Annotated in this window: 14 protein-coding genes; 11 read left to right on the top strand and 3 right to left on the bottom strand. The window is 64.3% G+C overall.

The window, feature by feature from the left end; translation table 11 throughout:
* Positions 1–7 precede the first annotated feature (7 nt).
* Positions 8–829 carry an IclR family transcriptional regulator gene (locus YUO_RS0101730; protein ID WP_028345745.1) on the bottom strand — a complete coding sequence of 274 codons (822 nt, stop codon included), beginning with the start codon at positions 827–829 and terminating at the stop codon, positions 8–10.
* Between the two features lie 133 nt (positions 830–962).
* On the opposite strand from YUO_RS0101730, the gene YUO_RS0101735 reads away from it, so the two are divergent.
* The 7 genes from YUO_RS0101735 (at position 963) to YUO_RS0101765 (ending at position 8,079) form a co-directional block, all read left to right on the top strand.
* A complete protein-coding gene (locus tag YUO_RS0101735; protein ID WP_035725749.1) occupies positions 963–1,886 on the top strand; it encodes a dihydrodipicolinate synthase family protein in 924 nt (307 codons plus the stop codon).
* A gap of 25 nt (positions 1,887–1,911) precedes the next feature.
* Positions 1,912–3,375: an FAD-binding oxidoreductase gene (locus tag YUO_RS39505; protein WP_051379177.1), complete on the top strand. Its 1,464-nt coding sequence runs from the start codon at positions 1,912–1,914 to the stop codon at positions 3,373–3,375.
* A 2-nt stretch (positions 3,376–3,377) separates the two neighbouring features.
* Positions 3,378–4,490 (top strand): four-carbon acid sugar kinase family protein, encoded by a 1,113-nt coding sequence (locus YUO_RS0101745; protein WP_035725752.1) that lies wholly within the window; start codon positions 3,378–3,380, stop codon positions 4,488–4,490.
* On the top strand, positions 4,487–5,524 hold the full coding sequence (gene pdxA / locus YUO_RS0101750; RefSeq protein WP_028345748.1) for a 4-hydroxythreonine-4-phosphate dehydrogenase PdxA: 1,038 nt from the start codon (positions 4,487–4,489) through the stop codon (positions 5,522–5,524). Before YUO_RS0101745 ends, pdxA begins: the two co-directional genes overlap by 4 nt.
* Positions 5,525–5,540: 16 nt before the next feature.
* Positions 5,541–6,671, top strand: a complete 1,131-nt coding sequence (locus YUO_RS0101755) for an iron-containing alcohol dehydrogenase (RefSeq protein ID WP_028345749.1) — start codon at positions 5,541–5,543, stop codon at positions 6,669–6,671.
* A 61-nt stretch (positions 6,672–6,732) separates the two neighbouring features.
* A complete protein-coding gene (locus YUO_RS0101760; protein ID WP_028345750.1) occupies positions 6,733–7,704 on the top strand; it encodes a Bug family tripartite tricarboxylate transporter substrate binding protein in 972 nt (323 codons plus the stop codon).
* 138 nt (positions 7,705–7,842) lie between these two features.
* Positions 7,843–8,079, top strand: coding sequence for a hypothetical protein (locus YUO_RS0101765; RefSeq protein WP_028345751.1), 237 nt, complete (start codon positions 7,843–7,845; stop codon positions 8,077–8,079).
* A gap of 10 nt (positions 8,080–8,089) precedes the next feature.
* Here YUO_RS0101765 and YUO_RS0101770 read toward each other — a convergent pair whose 3' ends face one another.
* Positions 8,090–10,243 (bottom strand): carboxypeptidase-like regulatory domain-containing protein, encoded by a 2,154-nt coding sequence (locus tag YUO_RS0101770; protein WP_063830271.1) that lies wholly within the window; start codon positions 10,241–10,243, stop codon positions 8,090–8,092.
* Between the two features lie 214 nt (positions 10,244–10,457).
* Here YUO_RS0101770 and YUO_RS0101775 point away from each other — a divergent pair, with 214 nt between their 5' ends.
* Positions 10,458–10,760 carry an antibiotic biosynthesis monooxygenase family protein gene (locus tag YUO_RS0101775; RefSeq protein WP_028345753.1) on the top strand — a complete coding sequence of 101 codons (303 nt, stop codon included), beginning with the start codon at positions 10,458–10,460 and terminating at the stop codon, positions 10,758–10,760.
* A gap of 5 nt (positions 10,761–10,765) precedes the next feature.
* On the opposite strand, the gene YUO_RS0101780 is transcribed toward YUO_RS0101775, so the two are convergent.
* The gene (locus YUO_RS0101780; RefSeq protein WP_051379179.1) at positions 10,766–11,851 is read right to left on the bottom strand and encodes an AI-2E family transporter; all 1,086 of its coding nucleotides are present in this window, start codon (positions 11,849–11,851) and stop codon (positions 10,766–10,768) included.
* A gap of 188 nt (positions 11,852–12,039) precedes the next feature.
* On the opposite strand from YUO_RS0101780, the gene YUO_RS0101785 reads away from it, so the two are divergent.
* The 3 genes from YUO_RS0101785 to YUO_RS0101795 all read left to right on the top strand — a co-directional run bounded on the left by YUO_RS0101785 (position 12,040) and on the right by YUO_RS0101795 (position 15,648).
* Positions 12,040–12,735 (top strand): hypothetical protein, encoded by a 696-nt coding sequence (locus tag YUO_RS0101785; protein ID WP_028345755.1) that lies wholly within the window; start codon positions 12,040–12,042, stop codon positions 12,733–12,735.
* Between the two features lie 123 nt (positions 12,736–12,858).
* Positions 12,859–13,629: a gamma-glutamyl-gamma-aminobutyrate hydrolase family protein gene (locus YUO_RS0101790; protein ID WP_028345756.1), complete on the top strand. Its 771-nt coding sequence runs from the start codon at positions 12,859–12,861 to the stop codon at positions 13,627–13,629.
* 126 nt (positions 13,630–13,755) lie between these two features.
* Positions 13,756–15,648, top strand: coding sequence for a PAS domain S-box protein (locus YUO_RS0101795; RefSeq protein WP_028345757.1), 1,893 nt, complete (start codon positions 13,756–13,758; stop codon positions 15,646–15,648).
* Positions 15,649–16,196: the final 548 nt, after the last annotated feature.

Raw genomic sequence — 16,196 nt, forward strand, 5'->3', positions numbered from 1 at the left:
TGAAGCGCTAGTTCGGGAGCCCGGATTTGATTGCGAGGTCTTGCACGACGGTGGCGACACGCATCAGTTGGGGCAGGGCCTGGTCGTGGAAGGCGGCCATGTCCATGCGCGTCGCATCGACCGTGATGCTCAAGCCGGCAGTCACCGAACCTTGCGCGTCGAAGATCGGCGCTGCCAGCGTGCGGAGACCGTAAGCATTTTCGCCGTCGGAGATCGCGTGGCCCTGCCGCCTGACGAGGTCGAGCCGGTCAAGCAGGGCATCGAGATCCGTCAGGGTTCGCTCCGATAATTTAATGCGAGGCCGCGATTCCAGCCGGCGGATCTGTTCGTCCCGCGGCAGATACGCCAGCATGACGTGGCCGAGTGCGGCGCTGTAAGCCGGAATTCGCGTGCCGGGCCGACGGTCCATCTTGTGCCGGTCGAGGCCCGTGCCGACGCGAGCGAGATAGATCACGTCGCCTCCGTCGAGCGCGCCGAGCGAGGCCGCATCAGACACTGACGGCACGAGGTCGCGCAGCAACGGCTCGGCCAAAGCGCGCAGCGTTCCCCCCGATAGCACCGTGTAGCCGAGATCGAGGCAGGCGACGCCAAGCCTGAACCGGCGGCTTTGTGGAACGGGGTGGAGATAGCCAAGCTCAACCAGCGTCTGGATCAGACGGAACGCCGTGCCGCGATCGAGATTGGCGCGCGCGGCAATCTCGCTGAGTGTCAGTTCGAAGGCGTCGCTCGAAAAACTCTGCAGAACGGCGAAGGCCTTGCCGACGGATGCGACGTGGTTCTTTGGATTTTTCGGCGCGGTGGTCGGCGCGCGCTTGGATGTCTTGGCCATCTCGTCAATGCCCGCTTGCAAGAACGACAGCCGGCGGCCCTTGACGGGGGCGGCGGTCCGGTTCTAGGAGAGTGCAAGCGACATAACAAATGTTCGCATTCCGAACAACAGGTTTCGGGCGATCGGAGGAACTTTGTCGACATCATCCCTGCATCCTCGTGGTGTGTTCTGTGCGGCGCTGACGCCGCTCGACGCCGGGCTCGCACCCGATCACGCGCGCTTTGTCGCGCATTGCCGCTATCTCCTGAGTGAGGGCTGCGATGGCATCGCGATGCTCGGCACTACCGGCGAAGCCAACTCGTTCTCAGTCGCCGAACGCACCGCGCTGCTCGAGGCGGTCGTGCGGGATGGCATCGCGCCGAACCGGCTGCTGCCCGGAACCGGAGTCGCGGCGCTCACCGATACGATTGTGCTGACGCGCCACGCGCTCTCGGTCGGCGTCGATACCGTGGTGATGCTGCCGCCATTCTATTACAAGGGCGTCACCGATGACGGCGTCTATGCATCCTACAGCGAAGTCGTGCAGCGGCTTGGCGACGCGCGGCTCAAGATCGTGCTCTACCATATTCCCCAGATGTCGGCGCAACCGATCTCGCATGCATTGATCGAGCGGCTGCGTGCGGTCTATCCGGCGACCTTCGTCGGCATCAAGGACTCCTCCGGTGACTTCGCCAACATGACCGCAATGGTCGAGCGTTTTCCGGGTTTTGCGGTGCTGGCCGGCGCGGATCCGCTGCTCCTGCCGCTATTGCGCAAGGGAGGCGCGGGCTGCATCACCGCTACGTCCAACCTCGTCGCGCGCGATCTTGCCTATGTCTATCGGCACTTCCGCGACAGCGACGATGACACTGGGCTCGCGGCGGCGCAGGCGCGCATCGTGAAGGCGCGCGAGCTTGTCTCACGTTTTGCGCAGATGGCATCGCTGAAGGCTCTGGTTGCGCAGCGAACCGGCCATGCCGGATGGCAACGCCTCCGGCCGCCGCTGGAGTTGCTGCCGGCTCCGCAGTTGAAAGAGCTGCTTGCTAACGCCGGCGCGTTTGCCGCCGCCAGCGTCTAGCGCCAGCGGGCGACGGGACGAACTGATGACCGGATCCTTCCAAAATGTGCTTGCTGGATTGGCGGCAATCGTCGGCGACAATTATGTCATCGATTCCGCGCCCGATCAGGAGCCCTATGTGGTGGACTGGCGCGGACGCTATCGCGGCCGCGCTGTCGCGGTGGTCAAGCCCGGCTCGACGGCTGAGGTCGCGGCGGTTGTCCGCTATTGTGCAGACAAGCGGCTCTCGATCGTCCCGCAAGGCGGCAACACCGGGATGTGCGGCGCCGCCACACCGGATGACAGCGCATTCAACGTCGTGATCCGGCTCGACCGCATGCGGCGTGTGCGCGACGTCAGTCCGCTCGCCAATACGATTACGGTGGAGGCCGGCTGTATCCTCGCCGAAGTGCAGGCTGCGGCCGCGGCTGTGGACCGTCATTTTCCGTTGAGCCTCGGCGCCGAGGGCTCGTGCCAGATCGGCGGCAATATTTCCACCAATGCCGGCGGCACGGCGGTGCTGCGCTACGGACCGATGCGCGATCTGGTGCTCGGGCTGGAAGCGGTGCTGCCGGACGGACGGATTTTCAACGGCCTGCGCGCGCTGCGCAAGGACAATACGGGCTACGCGCTCAAGCAGCTCTTCATCGGCGCGGAGGGGACACTCGGCATCGTCACCGCGGCGGTGCTGAAGCTGTTCGCGCCGCCGCGCAGCTCGGCTTTGGCGCTGCTCAAACTGCAAAGGGTTGATCACGCCCTGCAGATCATGCAGCGGCTGCGCGGCGCCGTCGGCGATCGGCTCGGCAGCCTGGAAATGATGTCGCGCAGCCAGATCGAGGCGATCGCCGCGACCGTGCCCCATGTCGCCATTCCCTTCGAACTCACCACGCCGTGGTACCTGATCGTCGAACTGACCGATACGCTGGCCGGGATTGACCTCAACGAGCCGCTGGCCGCCGTGCTTTCGGAGGCGTTGGATGCGGGACTGGCTGAGGATGCCGTGCTGGCATCGAGCGTTGCCCAGGCGAAGGCGATTTGGGCGGTGCGGCACAGCGTGTCCGAAGGCAACAAGCGCAGCGGCTATGTGGTATCGCACGACAGCGTGGTTCCGCTGGAGCGGCAGGCCGCGTTCGTCGCCAATGTCGAGGCCAGGATCATGGCGGCGGTACCCCATGCGCGCGTCGTGATGCATGGCCATATCGGTGACGGCAATATTCACGTGATCGCCCTGATCGACCGCGATCGCTGCCGTGACCCCGACGCGACGGCCGCGTTGGTGGCGAAGATCAACGAGATTGTCGACGACGAGACCGCCGCGCAAGGCGGGGCCATCAGCGCCGAGCACGGCATCGGCATCACCAATCGTGACCGGCTCGCGCGGGTGGCCGATGCGCTCGATGTCGACCTGATGCGCGGCATCAAGCAATTGCTCGACCCGAACGGCCTGATGAATCCAGACAAGATCTTCGCGAGCGAGCGCCGTACGACCCGCAGCGCCGGAGCGGCATGACGATGACGAGCGTCCGCCTTCTTGCCGACGACCTCACCGGTGCGCTCGACACCGCGGCCGAGTTCGTCGGCTTGTGTGGACCGTTCGACGTGACCTGGCCGGAGGCGCTCCCGACGCGCGAACCGCAAAATCTTGCGATCGACAGCGGAACGCGCGAACTCGCAAAGGCAGAGGGCATCGAGATCGTTGGACGGCTGGCGCCGCTGCTTTGTGATGGCGCGATCGCCTACAAGAAGATCGATAGCCTGTTGCGCGGAGCGTGGGCTGCCGAACTTGGCGCCTGCTTGCGCACTGGCTATTGGGCCTCCTGCGTCGTTGCGCCGGCTTTCGAGTACCAGGGACGCCGCACGTGCGATGGTCAGCAGTTCGCTCGCAAGTCGCAGAGCGAGTGGTATCCGGTCGGCGCGAATCTGCTGGCGCAACTCGAAGCGGAGAACATCCACGCCCGGCAAGGCCGGTTCGAGACGCTGTCGTATGGCGGCGTTCAGGTCTTCGATGCCGAGAGTGACCAGGATCTCGATCGTGTGGTCGAAATGGGCCGCCAGCTTGCTGCGCCTGTCCTATGGTCCGGGAGCGGCGGACTGGCCGGCGCGTTGGCGCGCGGCAGCTACGCTGGCGCATCGCGGCGCTTGAAGAAGCCGGTGCTCGGATTGTTTGGCTCCGATCAAATCGTCACCGCATCCCAGCTTGAGGCGTGCGGAGAGGCCACCATCGCCCTTGTCGAAGCCGAGGCCGGAGGTGCGGCGCGGGTGCACCGCAAGCTTGCCGATGACGGCGTGGCGCTGGTGAAGTTCTCGCTTTCCGAGGGCCTTTCGCGCCCGGAGGCGGCCAGGCGGATCGCGCGTGAAATGACCGCATTGATTGCAGCGCTTGATCCTCCCGGCACGCTGATCGTGGCCGGCGGCGAGACCTTGAAAGCGGTTTGCGTCGCTCTCGGTGCGCAGGCGTTGCGGGTCGCAGGCCGCCTCGTGCCCGGCCTGCCGCGCTCGACCCTGCAGGGCGGCCGTTGGGCTGGCGTTGACGTGATCTCCAAATCCGGAGCGTTTGGTACAAGGGAGCTATGGCGCGATCTGCTCCATGACAATCAACTGCTCAGCACAGGGAAACCGACATGACCTCTCGCCATCTCGCGATCACCATGGGCGATCCGGCCGGGATCGGGCCGGAAATCATCGTCAAGGCCTGCATCGGCTTGCAGGACCGGATTGCCAAGGGCGATCTGCGCCTTCTGATCATCGGCAGCGGCGCCGCATTGGGGGCCGCGAAGGCCGCGCTTGGCGCAAGCATCGCGATTCCGGAAGTGCGCGCCGAAGACCGCGATTGGTCCGATCTCTGTTTTCTACAGGCCGACGCTGAAGGCGCGCCGATCCATCCGGGCGTGTTGAGTGCCGATGGCGGAAGGTTTGCGTTCAAGGCGGTCGAGCGGGGCGTGCGGCTGACACAGGCCGGGCGGACCGCGGCCATCGTCACGGCGCCACTGAACAAGGAGGCGCTCAACAAGGCGGGCTACCACTATCCCGGCCACACCGAGATGCTGGCGCACCTCACCGGCGTGCGCGGCTCGGTGATGCTCCTGGCCCACGGCAACATGCGCGTCAGCCATGTCTCGACCCATGTGGCGCTGGAGGACGTGCCGAAGCGGCTGACGGCGGAGCGGCTCCGTCAGGTGATCGACCTCACCGACGATGCGCTGCGCCGGCTCGGTATCGCGCGCCCGAAGATCGCAATTGCGGCGCTCAATCCGCATGCCGGCGAGGGCGGGTTGTTCGGCCGGCAGGATATCGACGTCTCGGCGCCGACCATCGCCAAGGCGGTCGCCGATGGTCTCGACGTCGTCGGGCCAGTGCCGGGCGACACCATCTTCGTCAAGCTGCGCGCCGGCCAGTTCGACGCGGCGGTCGCGATGTATCACGACCAGGGGCACATTCCGGTAAAACTGCTCGGCTTCCAGGTCGATCCCGCGACCGGTCGCTGGCAGGAGCTTTCCGGCGTCAACATCACGCTAGGCCTTCCGATCATCCGCACCTCCGTCGATCACGGCACAGCCTTCGATATCGCCGGCAAGGGCATCGCCAACGAACACAGCCTGATCGAGGCCATCGATTACGCCGAGCGCCTGGCCGGCGGCCCCTCCATAGCTCCAAAGTGACGAGAGCAGACGTCCAATGACCAATTCCTTCACGCCGATCGAAATTCTGCGTCCCACCGTGGTCGAGTTCGGATGCGGAACGATTGCTGCCGCTCAGCGCTTTGCGGAGCGGATCGGCGCGCGGCGGCCGCTGGTGATTTCGGATCCATTCAACGCGAAGCGCATCGATCAGTTGGCGTTGCCCGGAGCAGTCAAGGTATTCGGCGACGTCAAGCCCGAGCCTGATATGCCCAACCTCGACAAGGCGGTGGCGATGGCGCGTGAAGCCGCGCCCGATCTCATCGTGGGTTTCGGCGGCGGCAGCGCGATGGATCTCGCCAAGCTGGTGGCTGTGCTCTGCACCGGCGATACCGCCTTTGCCGACATCGTCGGTGCCGAGAAGGTTACAGGCCGCAGCGTGGCGCTGATGCAGATCCCCACCACCTCTGGGACAGGCAGCGAAGCCGGCACCCGGGCGCTCGTGACCGATCCGGCGAGCCGCAACAAGCTCGCGGTGCAGAGCCGCTTCATGCTGGCTGACATCGCCATCGTCGATCCCGACCTCACGATGACAGTGCCAAAGGATATCACCGCGGCAACCGGCGTCGACGCGCTGGCGCATTGCGTCGAGGCTTACACCAGCCGCAAGGCGCATCCGGCCATCGATCTCTACGCGATCGAAGGCGCGCGGCTGGTCGGGCGCTATCTGCGGCGCGCGGTTGCCGACGGCAGCGACCGGGAAGCGCGTGCCGGCCTTGCGCTGGCCTCGCTTTATGGCGGCTATTGCCTCGGCCCGGTGAACACGACGGCGGGTCACGCGGTCGCCTATCCGCTCGGCACGCGGCATCACGTGGCGCATGGCCTCGCCTGCGCGGTGATCTTCCCGCATACGCTGGCGTTCAACATGCCGGCAATCTCGACGAAGACGATCGCCGTGCTGCACGCGCTTGGCTTGTCAGAACGTAACGTTCCAGCGGCTGCGTTCGACGCCGCTTATGGTTTCTGCACCGATCTCGGCATCGAGATGCGGTTGTCCGCGCTCGGCGTTCCCAAGGACGATCTCGGCGTCATGGCGGACGAGGCGCATGCCATCCGTCGTCTGCTCGACAACAACCCGCGCGATTTGAGCCGTGACGGGATTTTGAAGATGTACGAGAAGGCGTTCTAGCCCGCCTGGCTGCGGCGCACGGCACCGACCAATAACAAGCAGGAAGCAAGAGGAAACTTCGATGAGATTGATGAGGCTTATTGTTACGTCGGCGATGCTGCTGGCGGCGGCGCCAATGAAGGCGGAAGAGGCGTATCCCTCCAGGCAGGTGAGTGTGATCGTTCCCTTCGCCGCCGGCGGGACAGCGGATATCTTCGCGCGGATGGTCGCCAATCACCTTCAGGCGAAATTGGGCAAGCCGTTCGTGGTCGAAAATGTCGGCGGCGCCGGCAGCATCGTCGGCGTGACCCGGCTGGCGCGCTCGGCGCCGGACGGGCTGACATTGGGCTTGGCGAGCACATCCGCGCTTGCGATCAACCCGTCGCTGTATGGTCCGAAGCTCAGCTATCAGCCCGATAAGGATCTGCAGCCGATCGTCCAGATCAGCGTCGTGCCCAACGTGCTGGTCGTCAACCCCGACAAGATCAAGGCGCGGACCCTGCCGGACCTGATCGCCTATCTGAAGGCCAATCCGGAGAAGGTCTCTTTCGGTTCGGCCGGTGTCGGCACCTCGCAGCACCTGGCGGGCGAGTTGTTCCAGCAGATGACGGGTACCAGGATGGTGCATGTGCCCTACAAGGGCTCGAGCACGATGTTGACGGATCTCCTCAGCGGCCAGATCGACCTCGCGTTCGACAACGTGCCGCTGCTCCTGCCGCAGGCGAAGACCGGCAAGCTCGCGCTGATCGCGGCCGCAACGCCCAAGCGCGCGTCGTTCGATCCGAATCTTCCCACCGTCGCCGAGCATCTACCCGGCTTCGAGGCGGTCGCCTGGCACGGCTTCTTCGTCCCGGCCGCCACGCCGAAGCCGATCGTTGAAAAGCTCTCGGCGGAGATCCGGGCCTTCATGCAGCAGCCGGAGACGGTGCAGAAGATGGCCGAACTCGGCGCCGACGCCGTGGCGCTCGATGCTCAACCGTTTGCGGCTTACATCGCGTCGGAGACGGCGCGATGGAAGAAGGTCATCGAAGCCGCCAACATCAAGCTGGAGTAGCGCTTCTCAGCGCTGCCTGAAACATTACGCGCGAACAAGGCGATATGTCCGGAGGCTGATTCAACACTTTCGAATTGGTCTCCGGATGAAGTTGGTGTGGTAACCTCCCGTTTACCATTCCATCCATATCATCTGCGTATGAATTCATCCCGCAGACGAAACCCACAGGCTGCCCTGATGTCGCTCGAAGCGGCCGCAGCCTCCGCCCGCGGCGGGTTTGGCTGCATGTTCTCGACCTCGGAAGAATTCGAGATGGCGCTCATCACCGAGCGCCGTGCGCAGGGGCGTTACGTTCAGCGCAGAATGCGCTGGCCTGCCATCCTGTTCATCGGCTTTGCGCTGATGGTCGCCGGCACGGCGCTGCTATTCGGCTAGCCGCTACTCCTCACTTCGCCAATGGGTCGGGGCGAACCTGAATATGCACCGCCCGCGGCTTTGAGCCCTTGCCACCTTCCATCAACCAGGGTGTGCGGTCACCGCTCGAGCTCCAGAGACCACGGCCTTTCCAGCCAGCGTTTGGATCGTCAATGCGTCCGTCGAGGCCCTTGGCAAAAAAGCCGAGCGGATAGGGGATGCGCAGCATCACCATCTGCCCGTCCTTGAAGGCGACGAAGCCGTCGTTGAGGTTGGCGGTGGAGATCGGGATGTTCTCGCCGAGCCCGACCGTGTTGTGGTGATCGACCCAGGTGTAATAGCTCGCCTCGGCGCTGGAGTTCTCGAACCCTTCGAAGCCGGGGCCCGGATATTTGAAGTAGGCGAAGCCTTCCGGGCAGTGATTGCCGGTCGCGCCCGGCCCGTTCAGCGGCGCCTTGCACTTGCTGCGATGGAAGCGGATCAGGCTGCCGTTCGAGCCCGAGCCCCAGAGTACGCCGTTCTTGTCGATATCGCCGCCGCGAACGCCGATGCCTTCCTTCGGAATCGCGTAAAATTCCGACAGCTTGGTCTTGGGATCGAACCGCATGAAGCCGGGCGGCCCGACGAACACGTTGACGGTGTACCAGACCGAGCCGTCGGTCGGATGCGGCATCACCGCGTAGGGGCCGGAGCCCGCGATGCGCATGTCCTTGCCGGCCTCCGCCGGCTTGCCCGGGTCGGTATATTCGTCGACCTTGCCGTTGCCGTTGGTGTCGAGCACGAATGGTGCCCATCCCTGCGCTTTGACGGCATCGCCGGTCTCGTCCCATAGCCTGGTGTTCACCCATCCGGCGACCGGGCCGGTCCCCGAGAGCCACAGCGTATCGTCGGCGTCGTAGCCGAATTGCGGATGATGGGTGCCGAAGCAGGTATCGACGAAGCTGTACTTCTGGGTCTTGGGATCGAATACCGACACTTGCCGGCCCGAGCGTTCGAGCGGAAACGCCTTGGCCGACGGGTGATCAGACCCCTTCTTGCAATACGCTGGATTCTCGATGCCCCGCACGGCCGCCGCCAACCACAGGCGGCCCTTCTTGTCCAACATGCTGTTGTGATTATTGGTCCGCTGGCTCCAGATCTTCTCGTCGCCCCAATAGGCCGAAGGGCTGACCGGATTGAGGAGGGCCGTGCCATGCAGCGGAGGGCCGAACGATTCCGGCGCGTTGGGATCGGCGACCGGCATCTTTGAGAACGTTACCTTGTGCGTTTTGGGATCGAGGATCGGCATGTCGTCGGAGGAATATTCGTTCGCCCCGTACAGCGGGCCGTAGGCGTTGACGGTCGGGTAGCGGCGGTCCGAGGAGATCAGGTCGTGGACGAAGTGCTTCTCGGTGGCCCATTCCCAGGACGAGATCACGACGTTGCGCTCGATGCCGGCCGGCCGCGGCGGTTTTTCTTTCGGCAGTTCGCCCTTGGCCACCCGGTCCGTCCAGTCGCCGAAATATTTGAACGGCACGCCGCCCATTTGCCCCGCGAGCCGGTTCACCATCCATTCGCCGGTCTGCCCTGCAGCAACGCGGCGCATCCAGGCTTCCTCGCCCGATTTGAATTCGCCGAACGCGGCCGGAATCGTGCGGGTGGATTCCTGGCCGAGCTGATGACAACCGATGCAGTCGACATTGTTCATCCGCTGGCGCCAGATCTCCTGCGTGATCTCTTTCGGGATCTCGGTGGAGCCTCCGAAATCTTTTGCCGGCGGGATCTTCATCATCGTGTACCAGTAGATCGCCGAGTAATAATGAGCGGCGGCGGCATCGTTCGGTGCCGGGACCGCCGTGAGATTGACCTGCTGGCCGGGCTTGGCGCGCAGTTTGGGTGAATCCACAAGGCCATAGCCGCGAACCCAAATCGCGTAGTTGACGTTCGGCGGCAGGTCTGGGATCACGTAACGGCCCTGGTCGTCGGTGACAACCATCTTGGCCAATTTGGTCGGCAGTTCGGTGGTCTCCGCGATGACCCAGACGCCGGCCTCTGGGCCGTTCGGTCCGCGCACCATGCCACCGATATCATCATTGTCGATGGCGACCGCCGCTGGCTGCTGCGCATGCGATGGCGCCGCCATCAAGCTCAGTCCACTTGCCGCCGCAGCCAGGGTGAAGGAGAACAGGATCCGACCGAGATTCATCGTTTCTCTCCCCGTGACCATGAGCTTGTTGTCGCTCGTTGTTGGCGCAAGCCTACACCAGACCAGGGTTGCGGCGGGAGCATGTCACTGGCCCGGTTTCCTCACGCTTGCGGCATTGAGAGCCACCGTGCATCGCAGCAACACCTATGCATCCGCCTTTTGCTTTTGAGGCGGCTGGGTTAGACACGCCAATTCTCACGAGAGGGCGTAACCAATGATCACCGAAATCGCGCAAATCGACGTCAAGCCGGGCACCGAGAAGGAATTTGAAGCGGCCGTCGCCAAGGCCCGTCCGCTGTTCCTGCGCGCCAAGGGCGGCAAGGGGTTTGAACTGCACAAATCGATCGAGAAGCCGCAGCGATACCGGCTGGTGGCGAAGTGGGAGACGCTGGAAAACCACACCGTCGACTTTCGCGGCTCGGAAGATTTCACCGCCTGGCGCGCGCTCGTCGGCCCGTACTTTGCTTCGCCGCCCGAGGTCGAGCATACCGAGACGGTGCTGACCACGGCGGACTGAAGCCATCAGCCGGCCGCAATCGCGGCCGGCGTCGCTTCCGCCTTGAAATGATCGATCATCACCTTGGCGATCGCCATCAGGGGCAGGGCGAGCGCCAGCCCCCAGATGCCGAACACGACGCCGAGCAGGATCTGGAACGCAAACAGCGTCGCAGGCGGAATGTCCAGCGCCTGCCGCTGAATGATCGGTGTCAGCACGTAGCTTTCCAGCGCATGCACGCCGAGGAACAGGATGAAGGCGGAGAGGCCCGCGACCCATCCCGAAGCAAGACTCGCCAGCACCACGATCAGCCCGCCGAGAATGGCGCCGACCGTCGGGATGAAGGCGAGCAGGCCGGCCTGGATGCCCAGGATGAACGAGCTCTGGATGCCGATGATCGATAGTCCGATCCAGGTCACCAAAAACACCGCCATCATGGTGATGATCTGCGCGATCAACCAGCGCTCTAGCGTCTCGCCGATCCGGTCGACGATCGCAACCGCGCGCACGCGATGCTTCACGGGCGCCATGAACAGCAGTCCGTTGCGGTAGACGCTTGGCTGGGTTGCGAAGGCAATCCCCAAAAACAGCACGATGAAGAAGTTTCCGACTGCGCTGGCGGTGCCGAGAATCAGTTTCAGGCTCTGGCTGAAGATGGCGCCGCCGCTGGCCGCAATCGTGCCGGCGCTGGGAAGCGTGTGCGGTGTCGGCGTCGTGGCGGGCGCCGGCGTGCCATCGTCTGACGTCGACGACAACGTGCCGAAATCGAAAAAGCTGGTGTCGATGCCGTTCCGCTCCAGAAAGCCTTTGACGTTGACGAGCTGCGACTTGAGCGTGTTGCTCAACGCCGTCGTCTGCTGGGCGATTGTGGTGCCGCCGAGGAAGACGATGCCCGACAGCATGCCCGCGACCACCAGGCAGACCATCGTCAGGCGCAGCGCATGCGGCAGCCGCACCACGCGTCCAAGCAGGTTGCTCATGGCGTTGAGGGTGACGCCGAGCAGGATGCCGGAAAAGATCAGAAATAGTGTCGCGGCAAAGTGCCAGGTGAGGGCGAGCAGCGCGGCGAACAGCACGACGCCGATGCCGCCGACCGATATCGCCCACGCCATATCGTTGCGGGCCTGAAGGCGATTGTCAGCCGGACCTTTCACATTGATTCCTTTTCGCAGAATGTCGTCTGCAGTCTTTCGCCAAAAACGCCGCCGGGATCAAGCGGGAGCGCACGCGCCGGTTTGACGCTGCCACGTCCGGTATGCCAAGCGGTAGCCGAATCCGATATGGCGCCGGCGAGGACGAGATGAATTTCAAATGGTTCGGCCCGATTGCGCTGTTGGCGGCGCTGGTGATCGGCGACCAGATCAGAATCAACCGTCCCGCCCACAAATATCGTCTGTCGGTCGACGTCGAGACGCCGGACGGGCGCAAATCGGCATCCGGCGTGGTGGCCGTTTATCCCGATCGCAGCTACACCCGCCGCGGTCAGACCCGCACTGTCGGCGACGCCATTTTCGTCGATCTCGGGCAGGGCAAGAACCTTGTCGCGCTGCTCGCGCATGTCGACAACAACCTCGTCCTCGACGACGTGAACTACGTGGCTCTGCGCGCCTATGCCGCGGCGGCCGGCCAGCGGGTCTCGTTTAACGAGATGAGCCGGTTGACCGGCGTCGTGCCGGTAAAGGACGCGCTGATCCCGGTGCTCGTGACCTTTGCCGATCCGGCCAAGCCCGGCACCGCGCGGCGGATAGCACCCGACGATGCGGAGGCGGTGTTCGGCAGCGGGTATCGCATTCAGGGGATATCGGCTGAAGTGGTGCCGAATGGATATTGGCCGGTCGATTTCGGCGGCGCGCTGGGCAAGCCGGTCACACGTGGAATTCAGGCGAAACTGCCATGGCTGGGTGATGCCGGCAATTCGGCTGCCGCGGCGCTCCGGGCGGCCGGTTTGCCCGGGGTCGACGGCATGGACGCCCGCGAGGCTTTCACGCGAAAATAGCAGGGCAGGCCCGCGAGCCCCTGCCGGATATTGATCCGCCGCCGGCTCGCGGGCATTATCGTCCGCAATAGCGGCCCAACCCAGAAGATCCTTGCAGAGGACGATGACAGCGGAAAATTGGCGATGAGACGGCCCGTGGTCGGTGTGATCGGGAACGCCTATCGCGTCGAAAATCGTTTTCAGACCCAGATGGTCGGAGAGCGCAATTTGCGCGCGGTCACCGACGTGGCGGGGGCGCTGCCGCTGATGTTTGCCGGGTCGCCCGAGATTACCGACATCGGCGCGCTGCTCGACGTCGTCGATGGCATCGTGCTGACCGGCGCACGGGCCAATGTCCATCCGACCCGCTTCAAGACCGAGCCGCACGAGAGGCACGAGCCCTACGACATCCACCGCGACGACGTCGCGCTGGCGCTGACAGAGGCCTGCGTTGCCCGCGGCGTACCGATCTTCGGCATCTGCCGCGGCCTGCAGGAAATGAACGTCGCCTTCGGCGGCTCGCTGCATCCGGAAATCCGCGAGATCCCCGGCCGCATGAACCACCGCATGCCGCGGCTGGAGAACGGCGAAATCCATCCGGACCCGACGGTCGTGTTTGCCGACCGCCACGACGTCCACCTCACGCCCGGCGGCACCTTTGCAAGCCTGCTCGGCTGCGAAACCATCCGGGTGAATTCGCTGCACGGGCAGGGCATCCTCGAACCGGGGAGGCGCGTCGTCATCGAAGGCATTGCCGAGGACGGCACCATCGAAGCGATCCGGATCGCGGACGCCCCGAGCTTTGCGCTCGGTGTGCAGTGGCATGCCGAGTATGATCCGCAGCGCAACCCGATCAATCGCAAGCTGTTCGAGGCGTTCGGGGCGTCGCTCAAGGCGCACACACGCGCGAGGTGACCGGACAGACCCCGACCGGGCGCGTCCCGAAGCGACCTGATCCGTAATCCTACGGGGCCGAAAAGATGGGATCGGCTCCGGGAAGTCGGTTAAGTCACCCATCATCTCTACACTGGTAAAGCGGCCATGACGCAACCAGGACGTCTCGCGCCGGCGATGATCTTGCTGGTCCTCGTGACGTCCTGCGTCGTGAGCGCCGTGACCTATTTCCTGGCGACGCGCGCCCCCTCGCTGGGGCCGCTGGCGATCATCGTCGGCGCCGCGCTGGCGAGCGCTGCAATTATCGGCCTGTTTGCGATTCTTGCTGCGGCGAGGCTTTGGCACAGGCTTTCCGATGTGGAGGGCCTTGCGGATGGACGCAACGGAGCGGAGGAGGGACGCGCTGACCAGACGCTGATCGACAGCGACATGGCGCAAGCCATTATCGAAGGCTCGCTCGACGCCTTTGTCCAGACCGATGAGCGCTGCGTCATCCTCGGCTGGAGTTCGCATGCCGAGGCCCTGATGGGATGGACGCGCACTGAGGCCATCGGCCGGAGCGTGGACGAACTGGTCTTTCCGGAATCGCAGCGCGCGGTGCACCGGCAATGGATCGATCGATTCCTGAGCGAGGCGGCGGGCGATGCCGTCGGAGGACGCTACGAAACGCCGTTGCTGCACAAGGACGGCCGCGAATTCTTCGCCGAAGTATCGCTCACAGCACTGCGCCGCGGCGAAGGCTATATCGTCAACGCCTTCATCAGGGATATCACCGCCAAGCGCGCCGCGGAGGAGCAGTTGTTCCAGGCGCAGAAGATGGAGTCGGTCGGGCAACTGACCGGCGGCATCGCACACGACTTCAACAACGTGCTGACGGTGATCACGGGCACGATCGAAATCCTGGCCGACGGCGTCAAGCATGATCCGGCGCTCGCCTCGATCGCCCGAATGATCGGCGATGCCGCCGATCGCGCATCCCAGCTTACGGCCAACCTCTTGGCCTTTGCCCGCAAACAGCCGCTGCGCCCGCGCGAGACTGACGTCAACGCGCTGGTCGAGGAAGTGGTGCAACTGTTGGCGCCGACCCTCGGACGACAGATTCAAATCGAAACCGCATTGAGCGATCAGGTCTGGACGGCTTTGGTCGACGGCAGCCAGCTCTCCTCCGCCCTCGTCAATCTCGCGATCAACGCCCGAGACGCCATGCCCGATGGCGGCAGGCTGCTGTTCAGGACGGGAAATCTCACGCGCAGTGAGCATGACGCCGACATGGGTGGGCTCGGCGCAGGCGCCTATGTCGTGATCGAGGTGATCGATACCGGCGCCGGCATTCCACCCGCGATCCGCGACAGGATTTTCGAGCCGTTCTTTTCGACCAAACAGTTCGGCGTGGGCACGGGACTTGGGCTGAGCATGGTGTTCGGCTTTGCAAAGCAATCCGGCGGCTGCGTCGTGGTCGAGAGCGAGGAGGGTAAGGGTGCCTGCTTCCGCATCCTTCTCCCCAAGGCCGATACCGAGCCCTCGGACGCGCTTGGCGCGAGCGATGCACCGCCGGAGGCGGACAGCGAATTGCGCGGCGGAACGGAAACCATCCTCTGCGTGGAGGATGACGACGTGGTGCGGGCGCATGTCGTCGGCCGGCTCGAAAGCCTCGGCTACAAGGTCATTGCCGCCGCCAGCGCGGCGCAGGCGCTTGAGCTGGTCAACTCCGGTGTGGCATTCGATCTGCTGTTCACCGACATCGTCATGCCCGGCGCGATGAACGGCCGGCAGCTTGCGGAGGAGGTCGCCAAGCTGCGCCGGCCGCTTCGAGTGCTCTATACGTCCGGCCATGCCTTCGATGCCTTTGGTTCGAGCGAGCGCCCCGGCGATGGCGTGCTGTTGCTCGCCAAGCCGTACCGCAAGGCCGAATTGGCGCGCATGCTGCGCCTCTGCCTCGACCGTGCGATCGACCACATGGGCGACCCGATCCCCTTGCCATATTCGGTGCAGGAGGACGTCGATCGTTTCCTGAAGGAAAATCCGCCGGGGCGGGAGTAGGGCGGGACGGCTGGCTCCGCCGTCATTGCGAGCGCAGCGAAGCAATCCATCGCGCGGCAAGTGGAGATGTGGATTGCTTCGCTGCGCTCGCAATGACGTGGAGATAGCGACGCACACACTGCTGTCATCCCCGCGAAGGCGGGGATCCAGTACGCCGCGGCTTATCGGTTCAATCACTGCTGTCTCTGGAATACTGGATCGTCCGCCTTCGCGGACGATGACAACTGAATATGAGGCGGCATTCTCGCGACGCATTGCGTCCGAGCTTTGCCTGAAACTTCCCGCCCTCTGATTCAGAGGGCGCAGGGAAGACCGGGTGCTTGCTGCACCCGCGGTCTCGTGTGCAATTGTGCATAGCAAAAGCGCACACGAGCGTACAGGTACAGCGGGAGCATCCCGGCCTTCCCTGCGCAATGGCTTTACGGCTTACTTCGTGCTCTTCCCGGAGAACGGCTCTCTTGCCTCCGTCGCTGCACAAATAGTTTCACGCAGCTTAACACCAGCACCGCGGCGCCCGAACCACACGACTTCGCCGTACGCTTCCTGCG

The sequence above is a fragment of the Bradyrhizobium murdochi genome, from assembly GCF_000472965.1.
Lineage (GTDB): Bacteria > Pseudomonadota > Alphaproteobacteria > Rhizobiales > Xanthobacteraceae > Bradyrhizobium > Bradyrhizobium murdochi.